Raw genomic sequence first — 17340 nt, forward strand, 5'->3', positions numbered from 1 at the left:
AAATATATTACGGTTTTTGAAATTTTAATATAAATGTCGTGCCTTTACCAGAGAAACTTTCATAGGAAATTTCACCGCCGATACGGTTCATAATACGATTTACGATGGACAAACCTATTCCGTTTCCTTTATAGGATCTCGCGTTATCCATTCTGCTAAAAACCTTGAACATTTTATTTTCTTCTTCTTTTTGAATACCAATTCCATTGTCTGAAATTTTATAAACGACTTCGTTATCAACAATTTCACCGTTAATTTCTACCAAAGGATTTTCCTGTTGCGCAGAATATTTCACGGCATTGGTAATGACATTTAGAAAAATCTGATAAAGCATAGTTTTATCAGCAAGAACTGCCGGACAATCCTTTACTATAATTTCGGTTTCAGATTTTCCGTAAGATAATTTCGAGTCGCTGCTTATTTTTTCAATTAAAACTTTTGTAGATTCTTCTTTTAAGACAATTTCCTGCGATTTTGATTTACTTAACTGCAAAACATTTCTCATCATATCAGCCATTCCATCAATTTCCGAAATAATTCCGCCTACTCTTTTTTGAAGATTTTCATCTTCTTTATTTTTCATCAAAAGCATTTGCGCATTGATTTTCATGACCGTAAGCGGCGTTCCAAGATCATGAGAAACGGTATAAGAAAAACTGTCAAGTTCTTCATTAACTTCCTTAAGTTCTGCAACGAGTTCTTTTACCTTAACAAACTGACTATGTGATGCTTTAAGAACAATTTCAACCACTTTTCTCATGGCAATTTCATCCTTTAATTTCCAGGGTTCAGATTTTCCTTTGATACTTTCCCTGTAGATCGCGAAAGATTTACGCGGGGAAATCATCATTTTTTCAACACCGCCTTCAGTAACAGATTCAAAAGTTTTCTCGGGATTTCCTGCCCATAGAATATCTTCATCCAATTCTTTCCGGAACCACAAAATCAGTTCTTTCTTCGTATTGTCAATGTAAGCAGTTGCCATACCGGCAGCATTTTTTATATCCGGAAAGTATGAATTTTTAAACTCATTACTAAAAAAGAAATTTTCTGTCAAATCGTCGCGAACCCAATCTCTCACTTTCAAAATATCTTCTTCAGAAGGTGTACTTCCAAAAGTTTCAATTTTATCTGCGATGATAATTGCGACACCATCAGCATCTGGATATTTGCAAATTTCTTCTATATTCTCATAAAGTGCAATATCTAAATTTTCAAAATTTAAAAATTTCTGCATCAACAGCGCATTTTTCTTATCCAGTTCAAGACTTACCTCTAAGCTTTGTTTTGCAATCACTGCCGTATAAGTATTTGCCGCAATAATTGTTAAAACTTCGGCCTGAATTCTATTAATAAGGTTGATATGTTTCTGCGTGATATTCTGGCAGGTTACTAATCCCCACAATTTTTCATCAATAATAATAGACGTGCTAAAGCTGGAAACTGCACCACCATTTTTTAAATACTGATTGTGAATGGGCGACATTGCCCTTAGATCGGAATGAGTAAGATTTATTTTTTCATCAGTTTCACTTAAAATGGCGACCTGATCACAATCAGCATCGCTCAGAATTCTTTTTTTATTTTTAAGATAAAGTTCTCTTGCTTGCTTCGGAATATCGCTTTCCGGGTAATGTAAATGAAGGTAACTTTCTATATTATCATTCTTTTTCTCGGCGATCACTTTTCCACTTCCGTCTTCCAGAAATTGGTAAACCATCATTCTGTCATAACCGACAGTGTCCGTAAAAGCACTTAAAAGATTGTTCCAAATCGCTTCTTCGGATTTTGATTTGTTAATATTGTCATATTTGCAGGACAGAAAAATTTTCTTTTTATCTTCTTCAATATTCTTCTCGAACTGCAAAAAAATAAATTCACCGGATCGAAAACCTGTAAAATGATAATCTATATTTGAAATTAAAACAGTATTAAAGGAAATTTCCGCTTCATTTAAAGAATTTTTACTTAAATGACGGTAATTATCAGAACTGGTCACGGCAGAAAAAACACCATCAAAATCTTCCAGATTTTTACCAAAAAAAGAGGTTTTCACGGGGAAAATTTCAGGAAGATTTTCACTGAAAAACTTTATTTTTTTTGAAGTTGAATCCAACCCGATCAAATATCCAAAACTTTGAATATATCCGGGAATGTGAATCTGCTCTTCATGACAGGCGACAAAATCCATAGAAAAATGTAAGTTAAAACGTTCAAAGATAATCTTTTATTTTAAAACCTTTATTTTTCTTCCTCGAAGTAAAGCATATAAAATTTGCCATTTTCATCCTGTCCTTGCTGAATCATTTTTCGATCACCGTGAACATAAATGCTAAAGTTTTTATCCAATTTAATGATGCTTTTAAAATAGCGCTGGTTTTTCTTTACCGCAGTTTGATTAATTGGAAATTCTTCTGAAATAGAAACCTGCATTTCCTGCTCATAATCACTTTTAAAATTGGAAAAACTTTCAATTACAGTTTCGTCTTTTAGAACTTCTTTGGTAAATTCATCGTAATCGAAGGTTTCTTTTTCTTTAAAAAAGTTGATTGATTTGGTTAAAAAATCGGCTTGATCAGGTTTGTTGACTTCAAATTCCTGCGGCAATTGTTTGATGATAAAATCCTTGAAAACCGACAAAGTTTCCTGCGTGTGAAAATATTCATCATCACGCTGTTTTACTTTTAGGAAGTCTTCAAACCAATAATATTGATCGCCATTTTTATTATTATCAACCACAGAAATCGCAAAACCGGATTCTTTATCAGTGTTGTAAATTAAACAACCTTTATCCAATTTGGCTAATGAGATTCCGTAATCTTTTTCAATCTCATAATTTTCATCTTTCGGCAAGATTTTAAGAAAAGGATTTTTATTTTCTGTTTTAAAAATTCCGATCGAGTCGATTTGATCGCCTTCCTCAGTGATTCCGCCTTCAAAATAAACCACAAACATTTCACCGCCTTGAACGCGCGGATTTTCCGAAATTTCGTATAAATGTTTCGCAATATTCTCAGATTCAAATCTGAACTTGTCTTTATCTTCAAAAATCTCTGCAACCGAAGAATAGATCGGATTTAAAGACAAATAAGAATCGCTGTAAAACTGAAATTGTTCTTCAGATTTAAAAGCATTCAGGAAATAATCGGTCAACAATTCCTTCATATCTTCATCAATCTGAAGTTCTTCTTCCGAAAGAAAAAGGTTTTCCTGATTGATTTTATTCCCGACTTTGTGAACTATAATTTTTGAGAGCATTTTTGATTTTTTGTTGGTTGCAAAGATATTTTTAAAAGATTGAAGCAGGAAATATTTAAAGAAAAATAAAAATTTCCAGGCTAAATTTTTCCTGCTCAATAAATAGTTAAGTTGTTATAAATAATATTAAAGTTTCAAAATATTAGAAAAAGTGGAATTATTGTTGGTTTCAAGAAAGCCAATTAAAAATATTAATCAAAACAACATTGAAAATGAAAAAGCAAAAAATGATCAATACGAAAAAAGCGGTAATTGCAACTTTATTTTTTGGCGCAGTAAGTTTCGGATATGCACAAACTACGACAATGCCGAGCGACAGCGCAAAAGTTGAAACCGCACAAACACAAACAGCTTCTGCAAACCCTGAAATCGACACTTTAAAAAAACAAGTAGCAACTAATGCAAACGATACTGCAGCGCTGGTAAAATTAGCAACCGCTTATCAGGACGCGAAAGATTTACCGAACGCACTTGCAACCTGGAAAAATATTTCAACTTTATTGCCAGACTGGGCACCGGGATATTATAGTCAAGGATACGTTTACCAAAGTATGAAAGACGATGCGAATGCAAAAACGGCCTATGAAAAGTACATAACTTCAGTAAAACCTGAAGAATTGGAAGCGAATAAAAAGAATCTAGCTTACGCGGAATTCTTCGTAGCCTACAATCTGAAAGACACGGATAAGGAATCTGCAAAACAACATATTGCAAAATCTTTGGAATATGATCCAATGAATGCCGATGCAACGAAGCTGAAAACATTTCTAAATCAATAATTAAAATGCCTCTTTTTGAGGCATTTTTTAGTTAAAAAATTCCTCTAATTTTCATTAGAGGAATTGATATTTTTGACCTTAATTGAATTTACAATTTATCAGTAAAAACCTGTTTAATTATTGCTAATTGGGTCTCATTTAATTTCGAAGTTTTCTTTACTTTATTTACAAAAGAATCAATTTCTTCCGGCGTAGAAGGACAACCGAGGTTCTCTTTTTTCTCAGTTAAAGAATTGTCTAAAACTTTTCCGTTCTTATCAATGAATACAAAAAATGGAAGTCCGGCATCTTTTCCGCCATATTTTGCCATGAAATCTTCACCGTTCGGATTTTCCAGTTTTTCTTTTTCCCCGCGTTCCAAAACATCGATTGGCGCAACAACATAATTATCATCAAATAAATTTTTAGTTGAAGGCAAGTTCATTTTTTTGTCCATTAATTTACACCAACCGCACCAGGAAGCGTGGAAGAAAACCATGACGTTTTTATTTTCTGCTTTTGCTTTTTTCTGTGCATTTGCAATAACAACTTCTGCATTTTCCTGCGCAAAAGCAATCTGCATAAAACCAAATAATAAAGCGACAACTAAGATTTTTGTGAATTTCATTTATTTTTTATTTTAGGTAAAATTAGGATTTTTTGAGGATTTAGAGATTTTTTAGACAAAAAATTTTAAACGGATTGCTTCGTTTCTCACGATGACACAAAAAAAATTCCTCTAATTTTCATTAGAGGAATTTTTATATATGAGATTCTAAAGTCTTACTTCACTTCTTCGAAATCTGCATCCTGCACATCTTCAGTTGAACCTTCAGGATTTCCTTGTGCTTGTTCAGCGCCGGGTTGTCCTTGTCCTTGAGCGTACATTTCTTCTGTCGCTGCCATCCACGCTGCATCTAATGCTTCGGTTTTGGTTTTGATAGATTCTACATCTTTCGTTTCATAAGCCGCTTTCAATTCTGTATGAGCAGTTTCGATAGTTGCTTTTTTATCTGCAGACAATTTTTCACCAAATTCTTTCAATTGTTTTTCTGTTTGGAAAATCAATCCGTCTGCTTTGTTTAAAACCTCTACTTCTTCTTTCTTTTTAGCATCACCCGCTGCATTTTCCTGCGCTTCTTTTTTCATTCTTTCAATTTCTTCTTCGGATAATCCTGAAGAGGCTTGAATTTTAATGGTTTGCTCTTTTCCTGTTCCTTTGTCTTTCGCAGAAACATTTAAAATACCATTGGCATCAATATCAAATGTCACTTCAATTTGTGGAACACCTCTTTGTGCCGGTGGAATATCTGTTAAATCAAAACGTCCGATTTCTTTATTATCATTAAACATCGGTCTTTCACCTTGTCCAACTCTAATAGAAACTGCTGGTTGGTTATCACTTGCAGTTGAGAAAGTCTCAGATTTTTTAGTAGGAATCGTTGTATTGGCGTCAATTAATTTAGTGAAAACTGAACCCATTGTTTCAATTCCTAAAGATAATGGCGTAACGTCTAATAAAAGAACGTCTTTCACATCACCTGTTAAAACACCACCTTGAATCGCTGCACCTAAAGCCACAACCTCATCTGGATTTACACCTTTTGAAGGTTTTTTACCAAAGAATTTTTCTACTTCTTCCTGAATAACCGGGATTCTTGTAGAACCACCCACTAAAATTACTTCATCAATGTCAGAAACTGTAAGTCCTGCATCTTTCAATGCTTTCCCAACCGGATCCATGGAACGTTTAACTAAATCTGCAGCCAATTGCTCAAATTTTGCTTTCGTTAAAGTTTTCACCATGTGTTTCGGACCTGTTGCAGTCGCTGTGATATATGGTAAATTAATTTCTGTTTGTGCAGAAGAAGACAATTCAATTTTTGCTTTTTCAGCCGCTTCTTTTAATCTTTGAAGAGCGATTGGATCTTTTTTCAAGTCTAAACCTTCCTCTTTGTTAAATTCATCCGCCATCCAGTTGATAATTACATCATCAAAATCGTCACCACCTAAATGGGTGTCACCATTTGTTGATAAAACTTCAAAAACGCCATCACCTAAATCAAGGATAGAAATATCAAAAGTACCACCACCTAAATCGTAAACCGCAATTTTTTGATCTTTATGCGCTTTGTCTAAACCATAAGCCAAAGCCGCTGCTGTAGGCTCATTGATAATTCTTTCAACAGTTAAACCTGCGATTTCACCTGCTTCTTTTGTCGCTTGTCTTTGTGCGTCATTAAAGTAAGCCGGAACTGTAATTACGGCTCTTGTTACTTCCTGACCCAAATAATCTTCCGCCGTTTTTTTCATTTTTTGCAAGATCATTGCAGAAATTTCTTGTGGCGAATATTCTCTATCGTCTATTTTTACTTTCACAGTATCATTTGCACCTTTTACAACATTGTAAGGCACTCTGGAAACTTCAGTTGCATCATCAGAAAAATGTGTTCCGACGAATCTTTTAATGGAATAAATCGTTTTTGTAGGGTTTGTAACCGCTTGTCTTTTTGCAGGATCACCTACTTTTCTTTCACCATCTTCAACAAAACCAACGATTGATGGTGTTGTTCTTTTACCTTCTGCATTAGGAATTACAACAGGATCTTTACCTTCCATTACGGCTACACAAGAGTTTGTTGTTCCTAAATCAATTCCAATTATTTTACTCATATTCTTATTTTTTATATTAATGTTCTATTTCTTTGTACGAAGCCAAATTCTCAATTTTTATACCACAGACAGTTTTGTGACATTTTGACATTAATTAAGATTGTAAAAAAAGAAAACCGCTTCCAATTTGCTTGAAAACAGTTTTTAATATTCTAATTTATTAAAAATTTTACTTCTGAGCCAAAATATATTTCACCATTTCTTTCGCATCTTCCTTGCTTAAACCAACGTGAGCCTGCATCGGAACCCGTCCCCAGTTTCCACTTCCACCATTGATAATTTTATAGGCAAGCATATCTATATTTTTGTCATTTGTAGGATATTTTGATGCGATTTCTTTGTAAGAAGGACCGACCATTTTTTCATCTTTATTATGACAACCTACACAATCTGAATTTTGAATTAAAACTTCACCGGAAAGCTGAACTTTCGCAGAATTATTTTCAATCAAATTACCATCAGATTTCTCACCTGTTTCCTTTTTATTACAAGAAAATAGGGCAAAGGAAAGGACACTAAAAAGAATAACATTTTTCATAACTAAAAATTTTTAACAAAGTTAAAATTTAAAAAAGTAAATATTCTAAAATCATTCAATAAAAAATTGATTTCAAATGAATAAATGTTAATCTTTAAATTCAACTTTTAACCAATATTTCACCATTTTAGTGGTATTTTTGAGTTTAAATTATTTTTATGTCACAGCATTTTAATCCGAGAGATATTACCTGGCTTGCTTTTAACGAGCGCGTTTTGCAGGAAGCAATGGACGAAAGTGTACCACTTCATCTTAGAATACGGTTTTTGGGAATTTTTTCTAATAATCTTGATGAATTTTTTCGGGTTCGTGTCGCAGGTTTAAAGCGTGCGATGGATTTTAAGCAAAAATTTATAGCAGAATCTTTTTTCCAGGCACCTTCCAAAATTTTAAGTGAAATTCACGAAATTGTTATTCAACAGCAAAATAATTTTAGCGAAACCTGGGAAATTATTCAGGAGGAAATGGCGCATCAAAATGTTTTCATTAAAACTGCTGAAAATTTAAATGAAAAGGAAAAAGAATTCGTAGTTCGGTATTTTGACAAAGAAGTTGAATCGAACGTTATTCCTATTTTGCTTTATGAGAATACAAAAATGCCATATCTTCGGGATAAAAGTCTGTTTCTTGGTGTTGCAATGAAAAAAACCGGAGATTCAACTTCAGAAAACTTTGCGTTAATAGAAGTTCCTTCACGAGTTTTAGGTCGTTTTGTAATTTTACCTTCGGAAAATGAGGACAGAAACGTGATGCTTTTAGAGGATGTTATCACTTATAATTTACCGCATATTTTTTCTTATTTCGGCTATGACCATTTCTCGTCCCACGCATTTAAAGTTACAAAAGATGCTGAATTTGATCTTGATAATGACATTAAAACGACACTTGCCACAAAAATAGAACACGGCATAAAAAGTCGTCGCAAAGGGAAACCAACACGATTGGTTTTTGACAGAAAAATGGATAAAGATTTTTTAGAATTTCTGATCAATAAACTAAACTTAAGCCGAAAAGACAGTATTATCGCAGGTGATAAGATCCATAATTTTAAACATTTTATGGATTTCCCGGATGTTTTTAAAAATGATAAAAAACCGGTTGAAAGAACTTCATTTTTACACCAAAAATTTCAAAATCAACGTGTAATGGATGTTGTCTTAAAGGAAGACATTTTGCTGACTTTTCCTTACCACAGCTTTGCGCCGGTCATCGATCTTCTTCGTGAATCTGCTATGGATCCTGATGTGAAGTCAATTGCGATCACAGCTTACAGATTGGCTAGTAATTCGAAAATTGTGAATACTTTGATAAATGCCGTTCGAAATGGCAAAGACGTAACGGTAATGATCGAGTTGCGCGCAAGGTTTGATGAAGAGGCAAATTTAATGTGGAAAGAGAGATTGGAGTTAGAAGGAGTGAAGGTTTTGGTTGGTATTCCTGATAAAAAAGTACATGCGAAATTATGCGTTATTAAAAAACGCGTGCACAATAAAACCGTTCAGTTTGGTTTTATTTCAACAGGAAATTTTAATGAAAAAACAGCAAAAATTTACAGCGATCATTTGCTTCTTACTTCTGACAGAAAGATAATGGCCGATATTAATAAGGTTTTCAGTGTTTTAAATAAACCAAAATTAAAACCCGAATTAATTTTAAAGAACTGCCGGTATTTACTGGTCTGTCCAAATTTTATGCGGGAGAAATTTATAGAAAAAATTGATACAGAAATTAATGAAGCCAAAGCTGGCAGAAAAGCAGAAATTATTATAAAAGTAAATTCATTAAGTGACAGAGAATTGATTTTAAAATTATACAGCGCTGCAGAAGCAGGTGTAAAGATCAAGACTATTGTTCGCGGCATTTACTGCGCCATAAATCAAAAAGATTTTAAGGAAAAAATCGACAGTATTTCTATTGTGGATGAGTATTTAGAACACGCGAGAGTTATTTATTTTTACAACAAAGGCGCAGAAGATATGTACATTTCATCCGCTGATTTTATGACGAGAAATTTAGATTACAGAATAGAAGCTGCAGTAAAAATTAATCAAAAAAATTTAAAAGAAGAACTAAAAAATATTTTAGAAATTCAACTAAAAGATAATGTAAAAGCCAGAATTTTAGATAATAAATTAAAAAATAAATATGTCGATTCTGAAGGTGAAAAATTTCGGTCACAGATAGAAACTTACCATTATTTACGAAACAAAAACTAAGATCAAATTATGAAAATAGCCGCAATAGATATTGGTAGTAACGCCGCAAGGTTGCTTATAAATGAAGTAATTGAGGAAAAAAACAAAGAACCGGAATTTGTGAAAATGAATCTTCTTCGCGTACCGCTGCGCTTGGGAATGGATGTTTTTTCTAAAGGTGAAATTGGCAAGGAGCGCGAAGAAATGACGATAAAAACCATGAAAATTTTCAGCGATCTGATGAAAATGTATGAAGTCGATCATTATCGAGCTTGTGCGACCAGTGCGATGCGCGACGCAAAAAATGGTGAAGAAATCATTAAAAAAATCAAAATGGAAAGCGGCATTTCCATTGAAATTATTTCCGGTGATGAAGAAGCAGGTTTGGTTTTTGAAAATCACATCGCAGAAAATATGGATCAAAAAACATCCTATTTATACATCGATGTTGGCGGTGGTTCCACAGAAATCACTTTTTTTGAAAACGGAAAAATGGTCTTTGAAAAATCTTTTAATATTGGAACGATAAGACTTTTAAATGGTCTGGTAACTAAAGAAATGTGGACCGAAATGAAGGATGAAATTTCTAAAAATATCACCAGTGAAAAAGTTATTTCCGCGATCGGTTCTGGCGGAAATATCAATAAAATTTTCTCGATGAGTAAAACAAAAGATGGGAAGCCAATGGCGACTTCTTATCTTAAAAAATATTATGCAGAACTTTCAGATCTTAGCGTGCAGGCGAGAATGCGGAAATTTAATTTTCGGGAAGACCGCGCAGATGTAATTGTTCCAGCTTTAAAAATCTTCAATAATGTAATGCAATGGGCAAAAATCAGTAAAATTTTTGTGCCGAAAATTTCGGTTGCCGACGGTTTGATCAAGAATATTTATGCTAATTTGAAAGAGAAAATTTAGATTTTAGATTTTAGATTTTAGAAAAATTACTAATTACTTGGCGCATATTTCTTTTTGAGAAGTTTTTCCTAATTTTCTCTAATTTTAAAAAATTAAATTTCCCGTAAACCAAATGCTTAGTCTTAAAAAAATAAAACACTATTTACCTTTAATTCCCAAACTTCCCGGATTATATTTAGAAAGTAAAGTCATACGAAAAAATTTGCCCGAAATGAAAAATGCGCCAGATCTGGAAGGTGAAATTTTAATTGGTAATGATGAATTTTTAAATGTTATATTCATTGGCGAGAGCACGATTTCGGGCGTTGGCGTTGCAACGAATTCTGAAGGTTTTAGCGGCGCACTTTCTAAAATTTTATCTGAAAAATTAAATAAAAATGTCAGTTGGAAAGTTTTTGCCAAAAGTGGTTTTAATGTAAAAAAAATCGCAACGGAAATTATACCTAATATTCCCGATCAAACAGCAGATTTTATTTTTATCGGAATTGGCGGCAACGATGCTTTTGAATTGACGCACCCGGAAAGTTTTAGAGAAAATTTAGAAGAATTAATTAAAAATTTGAAACAAAAATTTCCTGAGACGCCTTTAATTTTCATCAATTTTCCAGCGGTTGAAGATTTTCCAGCATTAACGCCAAAACTAAAGAAGTTAATGATTTCTTGGGTAAAAAATCTACAGAAGCAAATGATAGACGTCGCTTCGAAAGAAAGACTGGTTTATTTTGATCCTGAAATTATCACTTTCAGCAGTTGGAGAGACAAATTAAATCTGGATCTGGAATTAGAAGAATTATTCAGCGATGGCATTCATCCATCAAAAATTTCTTATCAACTTTGGGCAGAAATTGTGGCAGAATTTGTTTTAAATAAAGAAAAAATTATCTAGTCATTTAGCCAATACTGATCACCTCAGTTATTTCCGGCGCAAATTCTTTTATTTTTTGTTCCACGCCAAATTTCATCGTAGAAACGCTCATCGGACATTGAACGCAAGTTCCTAATAATCTTACGGTTACGATATTATTTTCGATAGTTAAAAGTTCAATATCGCCGCCGTCTTTATTTAAAAAAGGACGGATGCTTTCAAGACCATTTAAAACCTTGGTTTCTAAATTTGTAGAAATTCTATCTTGTGTCATTTTTTATTTTTTTGGGGAACAACCGGCCATTGTCGTGATTTTTACCGCCTCAGTTTTTGGAAGATTTGTGTTTCTTTCTACCAAACTTTCGATCATATTTTGCGCAACTTTTTTGAAAATATGCGCTAAAACTGAATTTTCCTGCAAGGCGGCAGGTCTTCCAATATCGCCGGATTCTCTGATGCTTTGAACTAAAGGAATTTCACCTAAAACAGGAATTCCCATATCTTCTGCTAAGTATTGCGCGCCTTGTTGACCAAAAATATAATATTTATTTTCCGGCAATTCTGCAGGTGTGAAATATGCCATATTTTCTATCAAACCTAAAACCGGAATGTTAATACTGTCCATCGTGAACATGCCAATTCCTTTTCTAACGTCCGCCAAAGCAACGTGTTGTGGCGTACTTACGATCACTGCGCCAGTTACAGGAACTTCTTGAATGATCGATAAATGAATATCGCCGGTTCCCGGTGGAAGATCAATTAATAAAAAATCGAGTTCGCCCCAATCTGCATCGCGGATCATTTGGTTTAATGCTTTACTCGCCATTGGTCCACGCCAAACAACGGCCTGATTTGCACCGGAAAAATAACCGATCGATAACATTTTAACACCGTAATTTTCAACGGGCTTCATCAATTCTTTACCATTAACAGTTACTGAAGTTGGTTTACCGCCTTCTGTATCAAGCATTGTTGGGATAGAAGGTCCATAAATATCAGCATCTAAAACGCCAACTTTAAAACCCATTTGCGCTAAAGTCACGGCTAAATTTGCCGTCACAGTAGATTTTCCAACACCGCCTTTTCCGGAAGCAACAGCGATAATATTTTGAATACCAGGAATTTCTTTACCTTTAATTTGATTTTTCTGAACTTCAGTTGGTTCGGGTGAAGCAATTTTTAATTTAACCTCAACATTTCCGCCAAATTCACTTGCAAAAGCCTGTTTCATAGCGACTTCAAGTTTCTTTTTTTCATGCATTGCTGGTGAATGCGCCGTCATATCAATATAAACCTGGTCGCCCATAACCTGAAAATTATGAACCAGATCTTCTACTTCGATCTCTTTTAAAAATGCCTGAACCCGTTCTTTTGATAACATAAAATTGTAAATATTTTGCGTCACAAATTTACGGAATATTAATTTAAATTTAGACTGATTAAAAACAGATAAAACTGATGAGTCTCATTTATTTATTATATTTAAAGAAAAAATAATGCGCCAATTTTTACTTCTCATATTCTCTTTTTTCATCCTAAATCTTTTCGGGCAGGATTATGCTAAAAACGTTAATCCATTTATCGGAACTGGCGGTCATGGTCACACTTTTCCTGGTGCAACAGTTCCCCACGGAATGGTTCAACTATCGCCGGACACAAGAATTGATGGAAGTTGGGACGGTTGTTCCGGGTATTATTATGATGATAAAGTGATCTACGGATTTTCTCACACGCATCTAAATGGAACCGGCGTTTCGGATTTTGGGGATATTATGTTGATGCCGACAATGGGAAATCCGTCTTTTGATAATAAAATTTATTCTTCCACTTTTTCTCATAAAAATGAAAAAGCCTCGGCTGGATTTTATTCGGTGAAATTGGATAAAGATAATATTGACGTCAGATTAACTTCTTCTGCAAGAGTTGGTTTTCAAGAATATACTTTTAACAAAAACGGACAAGCGAATATCATTTTAGATTTAAATCACAGAGATAAATTGCTGGAAGGTGAAGTTCGAATTATTGATGATAAAACAGTAGAAATTTTGCGGAGAAGTGAAGCGTGGGCAAGAAATCAATATGTTTATGCGCGTTTGGAATTTAATGTTCCGATGAAAATTAATTTAGCAAAAGCAAACGAAACCAAGAGTGACAAATTATACAGAGGAACTGAACTGGCTTTAAGTTTTTCTAAACAAGTCAAAAAAAGTGAGAAAATTTTGGTAAAAGTTTCGCTTTCGCCAACAGATTATGACGGCGCAAAATTAAATATGTCAGAAATAAAAGGCTGGGATTTTAACAAAACAAAACTCGCCGCTGAAAAACTTTGGAACACAGAATTATCTAAAATTCAAATTACTTCTGAGGATAAAGATAAATTAGCAATATTTTACACAGCGCTTTACCACACGATGATTCAGCCCAATATTGCGCAAGATCTGGACGGAAAATATAGAGGTCGCGATAATCAAATTCACACTGCAGAAGGTTTTGATTATTACAGTGTTTTTTCACTTTGGGACACTTTTCGCGCGGCGCATCCACTTTACACGTTGATTGATAAAAAACGGACTTCCGATTATATCAATACTTTCATTAAACAATTTGAACAAGGCGGAAGATTGCCGGTTTGGGAATTGGCGAGCAATGAAACCGATTGTATGATTGGCTATCATTCAGTTTCTGTGATTGCAGATGCTATGAAAGATGGCATAAAAGGTTTTGATTACGAAAAGGCATTTGAAGCGAGTAAATCTTCCGCGATGCGCGATGTTTTAGGTTTAAAAGCCTACAAAGAAAACGGATTTATTTCCGTGGATGACGACAGTGAAAGCGTTTCTAAAACTTTGGAATATGCTTATGATGATTGGTGTATTGCGCAAATGGCGCAGATTTTAAATAAAAAGGAAGATTACGCTTATTTCATGAAACGCTCTCAAAACTGGAAAAATCTTTTTAATTATAAAACCGGTTTTATTCAGCCCAAGAAAAATGGCGGTTGGCTGAAAAATTTTGACCCGAAAGAAGTTACCAATAATTATACAGAAGCCAACGGTTGGCAATACAATTTTTTTGTGCCGCAGGATATTCCGGGAATGATTGAAGCCTTTGGTGGAAAAGAAAAATTTGAAGCCAAATTAGACGAAATGTTTAACAGCGAAAGTAAAACGACGGGTCGTGAACAAGCCGACGTAACGGGATTGATCGGGCAATATGCGCACGGAAATGAGCCAAGTCATCACATGGCTTATCTTTATAATTATATCGGAAAACCTGAAAAAACCGAAGAAAAAGTAAAATTTATATTAGATAATTTTTATAAAAATTCGCCAGACGGATTAATTGGAAATGAAGATTGTGGACAAATGAGCGCGTGGTACGTTTTGAGTTCGATTGGATTATATAAAGTGACGCCTGGAAGCGATGCCTGGCAAACCACAAAACCTTATTTTAACAATATTAAAATAAAAATTGATGGTAAAAAAGCGGAAAATATTTCTGAAGTTATTTCTTCTTTAAATAATTTTTCCAAAAAATCTGAGGTTAAAAATGATTATCCGCAAATTATTACCGTTCCAATTATTGAAGCGGAAAGCAAATCTTTTCAGGATAAAATGAAGATTGAAATTTCGTCGCAAAATTCTGATGATGTAATTTATTACGAGGTTTTAGACCCTGATAATTCTAATGAAAATTTTAAAATTTATTCCCAACCATTTAATATTGATAAAACCTCAACTATCAAATCTTACATTAAAAATAAAACCGGCGAAAGCAATATTATCAGTGCAAAATTCTATAAAAAACCAAGTAATTGCAGCATTTCAATTAAGTCAGAATTTAATCCGCAATATTCGGCAGGCGGCGCAGATGCTTTAATAGACGGTATTTATGGCGATGAGAATTGGAAAAAAGGTGAATGGCAAGGTTATCAAAGTCAAGATTTTGAAGCCATAATTGATTTAAAACAAACTAAAAAAATTACAGAAATTTCCGCAGATTTCCTGCAGGATTCGCGCTCGTGGATTATGATGCCAACAAAAATTGATTATTATGTCTCTAATAATAACAAAGAATTTTTCTTAATTAAAAGCATTACAACAGACATTGATCCAAAACATAATGATGTTTTAACTAAAAAATACACGGCTGAAATTTTTCCAACTGAAGCAAGATACGTAAAAATCAAAGCCTACAATTTTGGAAAATTACCAGAATGGCATCAGGGTTTTGGCGGTGATGCTTTTATTTTTATTGATGAAATTGAGGTGAAGTAAATTAATTATTTCTCTCGCAGATTTTGCAGATGACGCAGATTTATTGAATTTTTTATAATTAGTAATTCTAAAAAGTCACTTCGTCATTCCGTAGGAATCTCAGCGCTGAGATTCCTACGGAATGACAAAAACCCTGGTAAAAAATTTGTGTGTTTTTGGCAAAAAAATTTATTTTAAACCAAAGAAAATAACGGCCAAAATCGCGAGAATTGCAGGCATCGCTTGAACGACAAATATTTTTTTAGAAGCCGTAATTGCACCATAAATTCCGGCGATTGCAACGCAACTCAGAAAAAATAACGCTACATTTTGCGACCAGTTTTCATCTTTAATAAAAAACGACCAAACCAAACCTGCCGCGAGAAAGCCGTTATATAAACCCTGGTTTGCGGCTAAATTTTTTGTGGGCTTAAATAATTCGTCTTTTAATGAACCTTTAAAGGTTTTTTTACCCAAAGTTTCCCACGCAAACATTTCCATATATAAAATGTAAATATGCTCTAAGGCGACTATCGCGATCAATATTTTTGGAATTATAAACATAGTGACTTTTTTATTTTAACAAATCTAATTCTAATAAATTATTATTTTTCAGATTATTGGCTTTTGCGCTCTGTTCTCTTTTGCGTATCATATCTGCATCGGAAATATTATTCCCAGATGCATCTTCAAAAGTAATAATTCCGCCACTTGCGACAATTTGCTTTAAACTTTTTGCAGGATCATTTCTAAAATCTAAGTAAAGTTTTTGATATTGATTTTGACTAATATTAATGTCTTTTTTATCACCGTAAGCATCTATATCATCAGATGCTTTATTGAATTTAGTAAGAGCTTTCAGTTCAAAAACATGAGAATTTGAAGCATCCGAAACTTTCACTATCAAAAATTTGGCTTTAAAAATAAAAAACTTTGCCAAAATTATTTGCGTAATGCTACTAACTTTGACAAAGTAAAAATGAGATGAATTAACTTATTTTAATAAATCAATTTCTAATAGATTATTGTTTTTTAAATTATTTTCTTTCGCACTTTTCTCTCTGTTTCTGATCATTTCTGCTGCAGACATTTCTTTTCCCGACGCATCTCTAAATGACATGGTAGTTCCGCTTCCCATCATTGTTTTCAATGCTTTAGCGGGATCATTCCGGTTTTCAATGTAGATTTTTTTGTATTGTTTTTCGTTAATTGCAATTGCTTTATCGCCACCGAAAACATTTTCAACGCCAACGGTTTCTTCTTTAAATTTTGTTACCGCTTTCAATTGAAAAACGTGAGAATTTGAGGCATCTGAAATTTTAACAATTAATCCCGGTAAACCCCGAAATTTGTACGGACCATCCTGTAAAGGAATATCTGTCGTAAACCAGGCTGTCCATTTTCTGCCATACATTTCTGTAGTTGCTTTTTGTGCCATAAACTCACCTACTGTTTCCTTGTCTGGTAAAATTTTCCAGACAAGTTCCCGATCATCTAAAACTTTGTAAGAATCTCTTCCCATTTGCGTAATGAAATAGGTTTTATAATCTGGATATGATTTAAAAACCTTAAAACGTACTTTACCAGAACTTTGTCCCATATTAATACTGACGTTCATGCTTCCACTCGTTTTTATCTGTTTTTCAAACATTGCATTCATCGTAGAATCTGAGACAAAAACTGCTCTGCTGTAAAATTTAGAGCCGTCTTTTGTAATGTCTAAATACATCATTTCTTTGTCCACATTTTCTTTTTTGGTAGAATCTGAGACAAATTTGTATTCATAAGCGAAACGCTGGTTTTGTGCAAAGGCTAAATTTGCTATCAAAATTAAGAGTAAGGTCAGTTTTTTCATGGATATTTTTGGTTAAAAGTAGAA

15 protein-coding genes are annotated in these 17340 nt (G+C 33.7%); 5 read left to right on the top strand and 10 right to left on the bottom strand.

The annotated features are described in order from the left end of the window. Window positions 1-7: 7 nt before the first annotated feature. Window positions 8-2191: an ATP-binding protein gene (locus BM238_RS13440; protein WP_090082369.1), complete on the bottom strand. Its 2184-nt coding sequence runs from the start codon at window positions 2189-2191 to the stop codon at window positions 8-10. Between the two features lie 50 nt (window positions 2192-2241). Beyond that, complete coding sequence (locus BM238_RS13445; protein ID WP_090082783.1) at window positions 2242-3258, bottom strand: nucleoid-associated protein; 1017 nt, start codon at window positions 3256-3258, stop codon at window positions 2242-2244. A 212-nt stretch (window positions 3259-3470) separates the two neighbouring features. On the opposite strand from BM238_RS13445, the gene BM238_RS13450 reads away from it, so the two are divergent. Next, window positions 3471-4037: a tetratricopeptide repeat protein gene (locus BM238_RS13450; protein ID WP_090082371.1), complete on the top strand. Its 567-nt coding sequence runs from the start codon at window positions 3471-3473 to the stop codon at window positions 4035-4037. Between the two features lie 88 nt (window positions 4038-4125). On the opposite strand, the gene BM238_RS13455 is transcribed toward BM238_RS13450, so the two are convergent. The 3 genes from BM238_RS13455 to BM238_RS13465 form a co-directional block, all read right to left on the bottom strand. Next, the gene (locus BM238_RS13455) at window positions 4126-4644 is read right to left on the bottom strand and encodes a thioredoxin family protein (RefSeq protein ID WP_090082374.1); all 519 of its coding nucleotides are present in this window, start codon (window positions 4642-4644) and stop codon (window positions 4126-4128) included. A 155-nt stretch (window positions 4645-4799) separates the two neighbouring features. Continuing rightward, window positions 4800-6689, bottom strand: a complete 1890-nt coding sequence (gene dnaK / locus BM238_RS13460) for a molecular chaperone DnaK (RefSeq protein WP_090082377.1) — start codon at window positions 6687-6689, stop codon at window positions 4800-4802. A 169-nt stretch (window positions 6690-6858) separates the two neighbouring features. Then, the gene (locus BM238_RS13465) at window positions 6859-7227 is read right to left on the bottom strand and encodes a c-type cytochrome (RefSeq protein ID WP_090082379.1); all 369 of its coding nucleotides are present in this window, start codon (window positions 7225-7227) and stop codon (window positions 6859-6861) included. Between the two features lie 158 nt (window positions 7228-7385). On the opposite strand from BM238_RS13465, the gene ppk1 reads away from it, so the two are divergent. The 3 genes from ppk1 (at window position 7386) to BM238_RS13480 (ending at window position 11226) form a co-directional block, all read left to right on the top strand. Then, window positions 7386-9443, top strand: coding sequence for a polyphosphate kinase 1 (ppk1, locus tag BM238_RS13470; RefSeq protein WP_090082382.1), 2058 nt, complete (start codon window positions 7386-7388; stop codon window positions 9441-9443). Between the two features lie 9 nt (window positions 9444-9452). Further along, the gene (locus BM238_RS13475) at window positions 9453-10340 is read left to right on the top strand and encodes a Ppx/GppA phosphatase family protein (RefSeq protein WP_090082385.1); all 888 of its coding nucleotides are present in this window, start codon (window positions 9453-9455) and stop codon (window positions 10338-10340) included. 112 nt (window positions 10341-10452) lie between these two features. Continuing rightward, the gene (locus BM238_RS13480) at window positions 10453-11226 is read left to right on the top strand and encodes an SGNH/GDSL hydrolase family protein (protein ID WP_090082387.1); all 774 of its coding nucleotides are present in this window, start codon (window positions 10453-10455) and stop codon (window positions 11224-11226) included. A 4-nt stretch (window positions 11227-11230) separates the two neighbouring features. On the opposite strand, the gene BM238_RS13485 is transcribed toward BM238_RS13480, so the two are convergent. Together BM238_RS13485 and BM238_RS13490 are read right to left on the bottom strand one after the other, a co-directional pair. Next, window positions 11231-11479, bottom strand: coding sequence for a NifU family protein (locus BM238_RS13485; RefSeq protein ID WP_090082390.1), 249 nt, complete (start codon window positions 11477-11479; stop codon window positions 11231-11233). A gap of 3 nt (window positions 11480-11482) precedes the next feature. Continuing rightward, the gene (locus tag BM238_RS13490) at window positions 11483-12586 is read right to left on the bottom strand and encodes an Mrp/NBP35 family ATP-binding protein (RefSeq protein ID WP_090082393.1); all 1104 of its coding nucleotides are present in this window, start codon (window positions 12584-12586) and stop codon (window positions 11483-11485) included. 115 nt (window positions 12587-12701) lie between these two features. Here BM238_RS13490 and BM238_RS13495 point away from each other — a divergent pair, with 115 nt between their 5' ends. Then, window positions 12702-15482 carry a GH92 family glycosyl hydrolase gene (locus BM238_RS13495; protein WP_090082396.1) on the top strand — a complete coding sequence of 927 codons (2781 nt, stop codon included), beginning with the start codon at window positions 12702-12704 and terminating at the stop codon, window positions 15480-15482. A gap of 168 nt (window positions 15483-15650) precedes the next feature. Here BM238_RS13495 and BM238_RS13500 read toward each other — a convergent pair whose 3' ends face one another. The 3 genes from BM238_RS13500 to BM238_RS13510 form a co-directional block, all read right to left on the bottom strand. Continuing rightward, complete coding sequence (locus BM238_RS13500) at window positions 15651-16025, bottom strand: DUF1304 domain-containing protein (protein WP_090082399.1); 375 nt, start codon at window positions 16023-16025, stop codon at window positions 15651-15653. A gap of 10 nt (window positions 16026-16035) precedes the next feature. Continuing rightward, complete coding sequence (locus BM238_RS13505; protein WP_143093399.1) at window positions 16036-16368, bottom strand: hypothetical protein; 333 nt, start codon at window positions 16366-16368, stop codon at window positions 16036-16038. 87 nt (window positions 16369-16455) lie between these two features. Beyond that, complete coding sequence (locus tag BM238_RS13510) at window positions 16456-17316, bottom strand: GLPGLI family protein (protein ID WP_090082406.1); 861 nt, start codon at window positions 17314-17316, stop codon at window positions 16456-16458. Window positions 17317-17340: the final 24 nt, after the last annotated feature.

Source organism: Halpernia frigidisoli (assembly GCF_900113805.1).
Classification (GTDB): domain Bacteria; phylum Bacteroidota; class Bacteroidia; order Flavobacteriales; family Weeksellaceae; genus Halpernia; species Halpernia frigidisoli.

Coding starts and splice junctions, on each gene's coding strand:
- BM238_RS13440 (WP_090082369.1), bottom strand. CDS start 2,191: ATGGATTTTGTCGCCTGTCATGAAGAGCAGATTCACATTCCCGGATAT.
- BM238_RS13445 (WP_090082783.1), bottom strand. CDS start 3,258: ATGCTCTCAAAAATTATAGTTCACAAAGTCGGGAATAAAATCAATCAG.
- BM238_RS13450 (WP_090082371.1), top strand. CDS start 3,471: ATGAAAAAGCAAAAAATGATCAATACGAAAAAAGCGGTAATTGCAACT.
- BM238_RS13455 (WP_090082374.1), bottom strand. CDS start 4,644: ATGAAATTCACAAAAATCTTAGTTGTCGCTTTATTATTTGGTTTTATG.
- dnaK (WP_090082377.1), bottom strand. CDS start 6,689: ATGAGTAAAATAATTGGAATTGATTTAGGAACAACAAACTCTTGTGTA.
- BM238_RS13465 (WP_090082379.1), bottom strand. CDS start 7,227: ATGAAAAATGTTATTCTTTTTAGTGTCCTTTCCTTTGCCCTATTTTCT.
- ppk1 (WP_090082382.1), top strand. CDS start 7,386: ATGTCACAGCATTTTAATCCGAGAGATATTACCTGGCTTGCTTTTAAC.
- BM238_RS13475 (WP_090082385.1), top strand. CDS start 9,453: ATGAAAATAGCCGCAATAGATATTGGTAGTAACGCCGCAAGGTTGCTT.
- BM238_RS13480 (WP_090082387.1), top strand. CDS start 10,453: ATGCTTAGTCTTAAAAAAATAAAACACTATTTACCTTTAATTCCCAAA.
- BM238_RS13485 (WP_090082390.1), bottom strand. CDS start 11,479: ATGACACAAGATAGAATTTCTACAAATTTAGAAACCAAGGTTTTAAAT.
- BM238_RS13490 (WP_090082393.1), bottom strand. CDS start 12,586: ATGTTATCAAAAGAACGGGTTCAGGCATTTTTAAAAGAGATCGAAGTA.
- BM238_RS13495 (WP_090082396.1), top strand. CDS start 12,702: ATGCGCCAATTTTTACTTCTCATATTCTCTTTTTTCATCCTAAATCTT.
- BM238_RS13500 (WP_090082399.1), bottom strand. CDS start 16,025: ATGTTTATAATTCCAAAAATATTGATCGCGATAGTCGCCTTAGAGCAT.
- BM238_RS13510 (WP_090082406.1), bottom strand. CDS start 17,316: ATGAAAAAACTGACCTTACTCTTAATTTTGATAGCAAATTTAGCCTTT.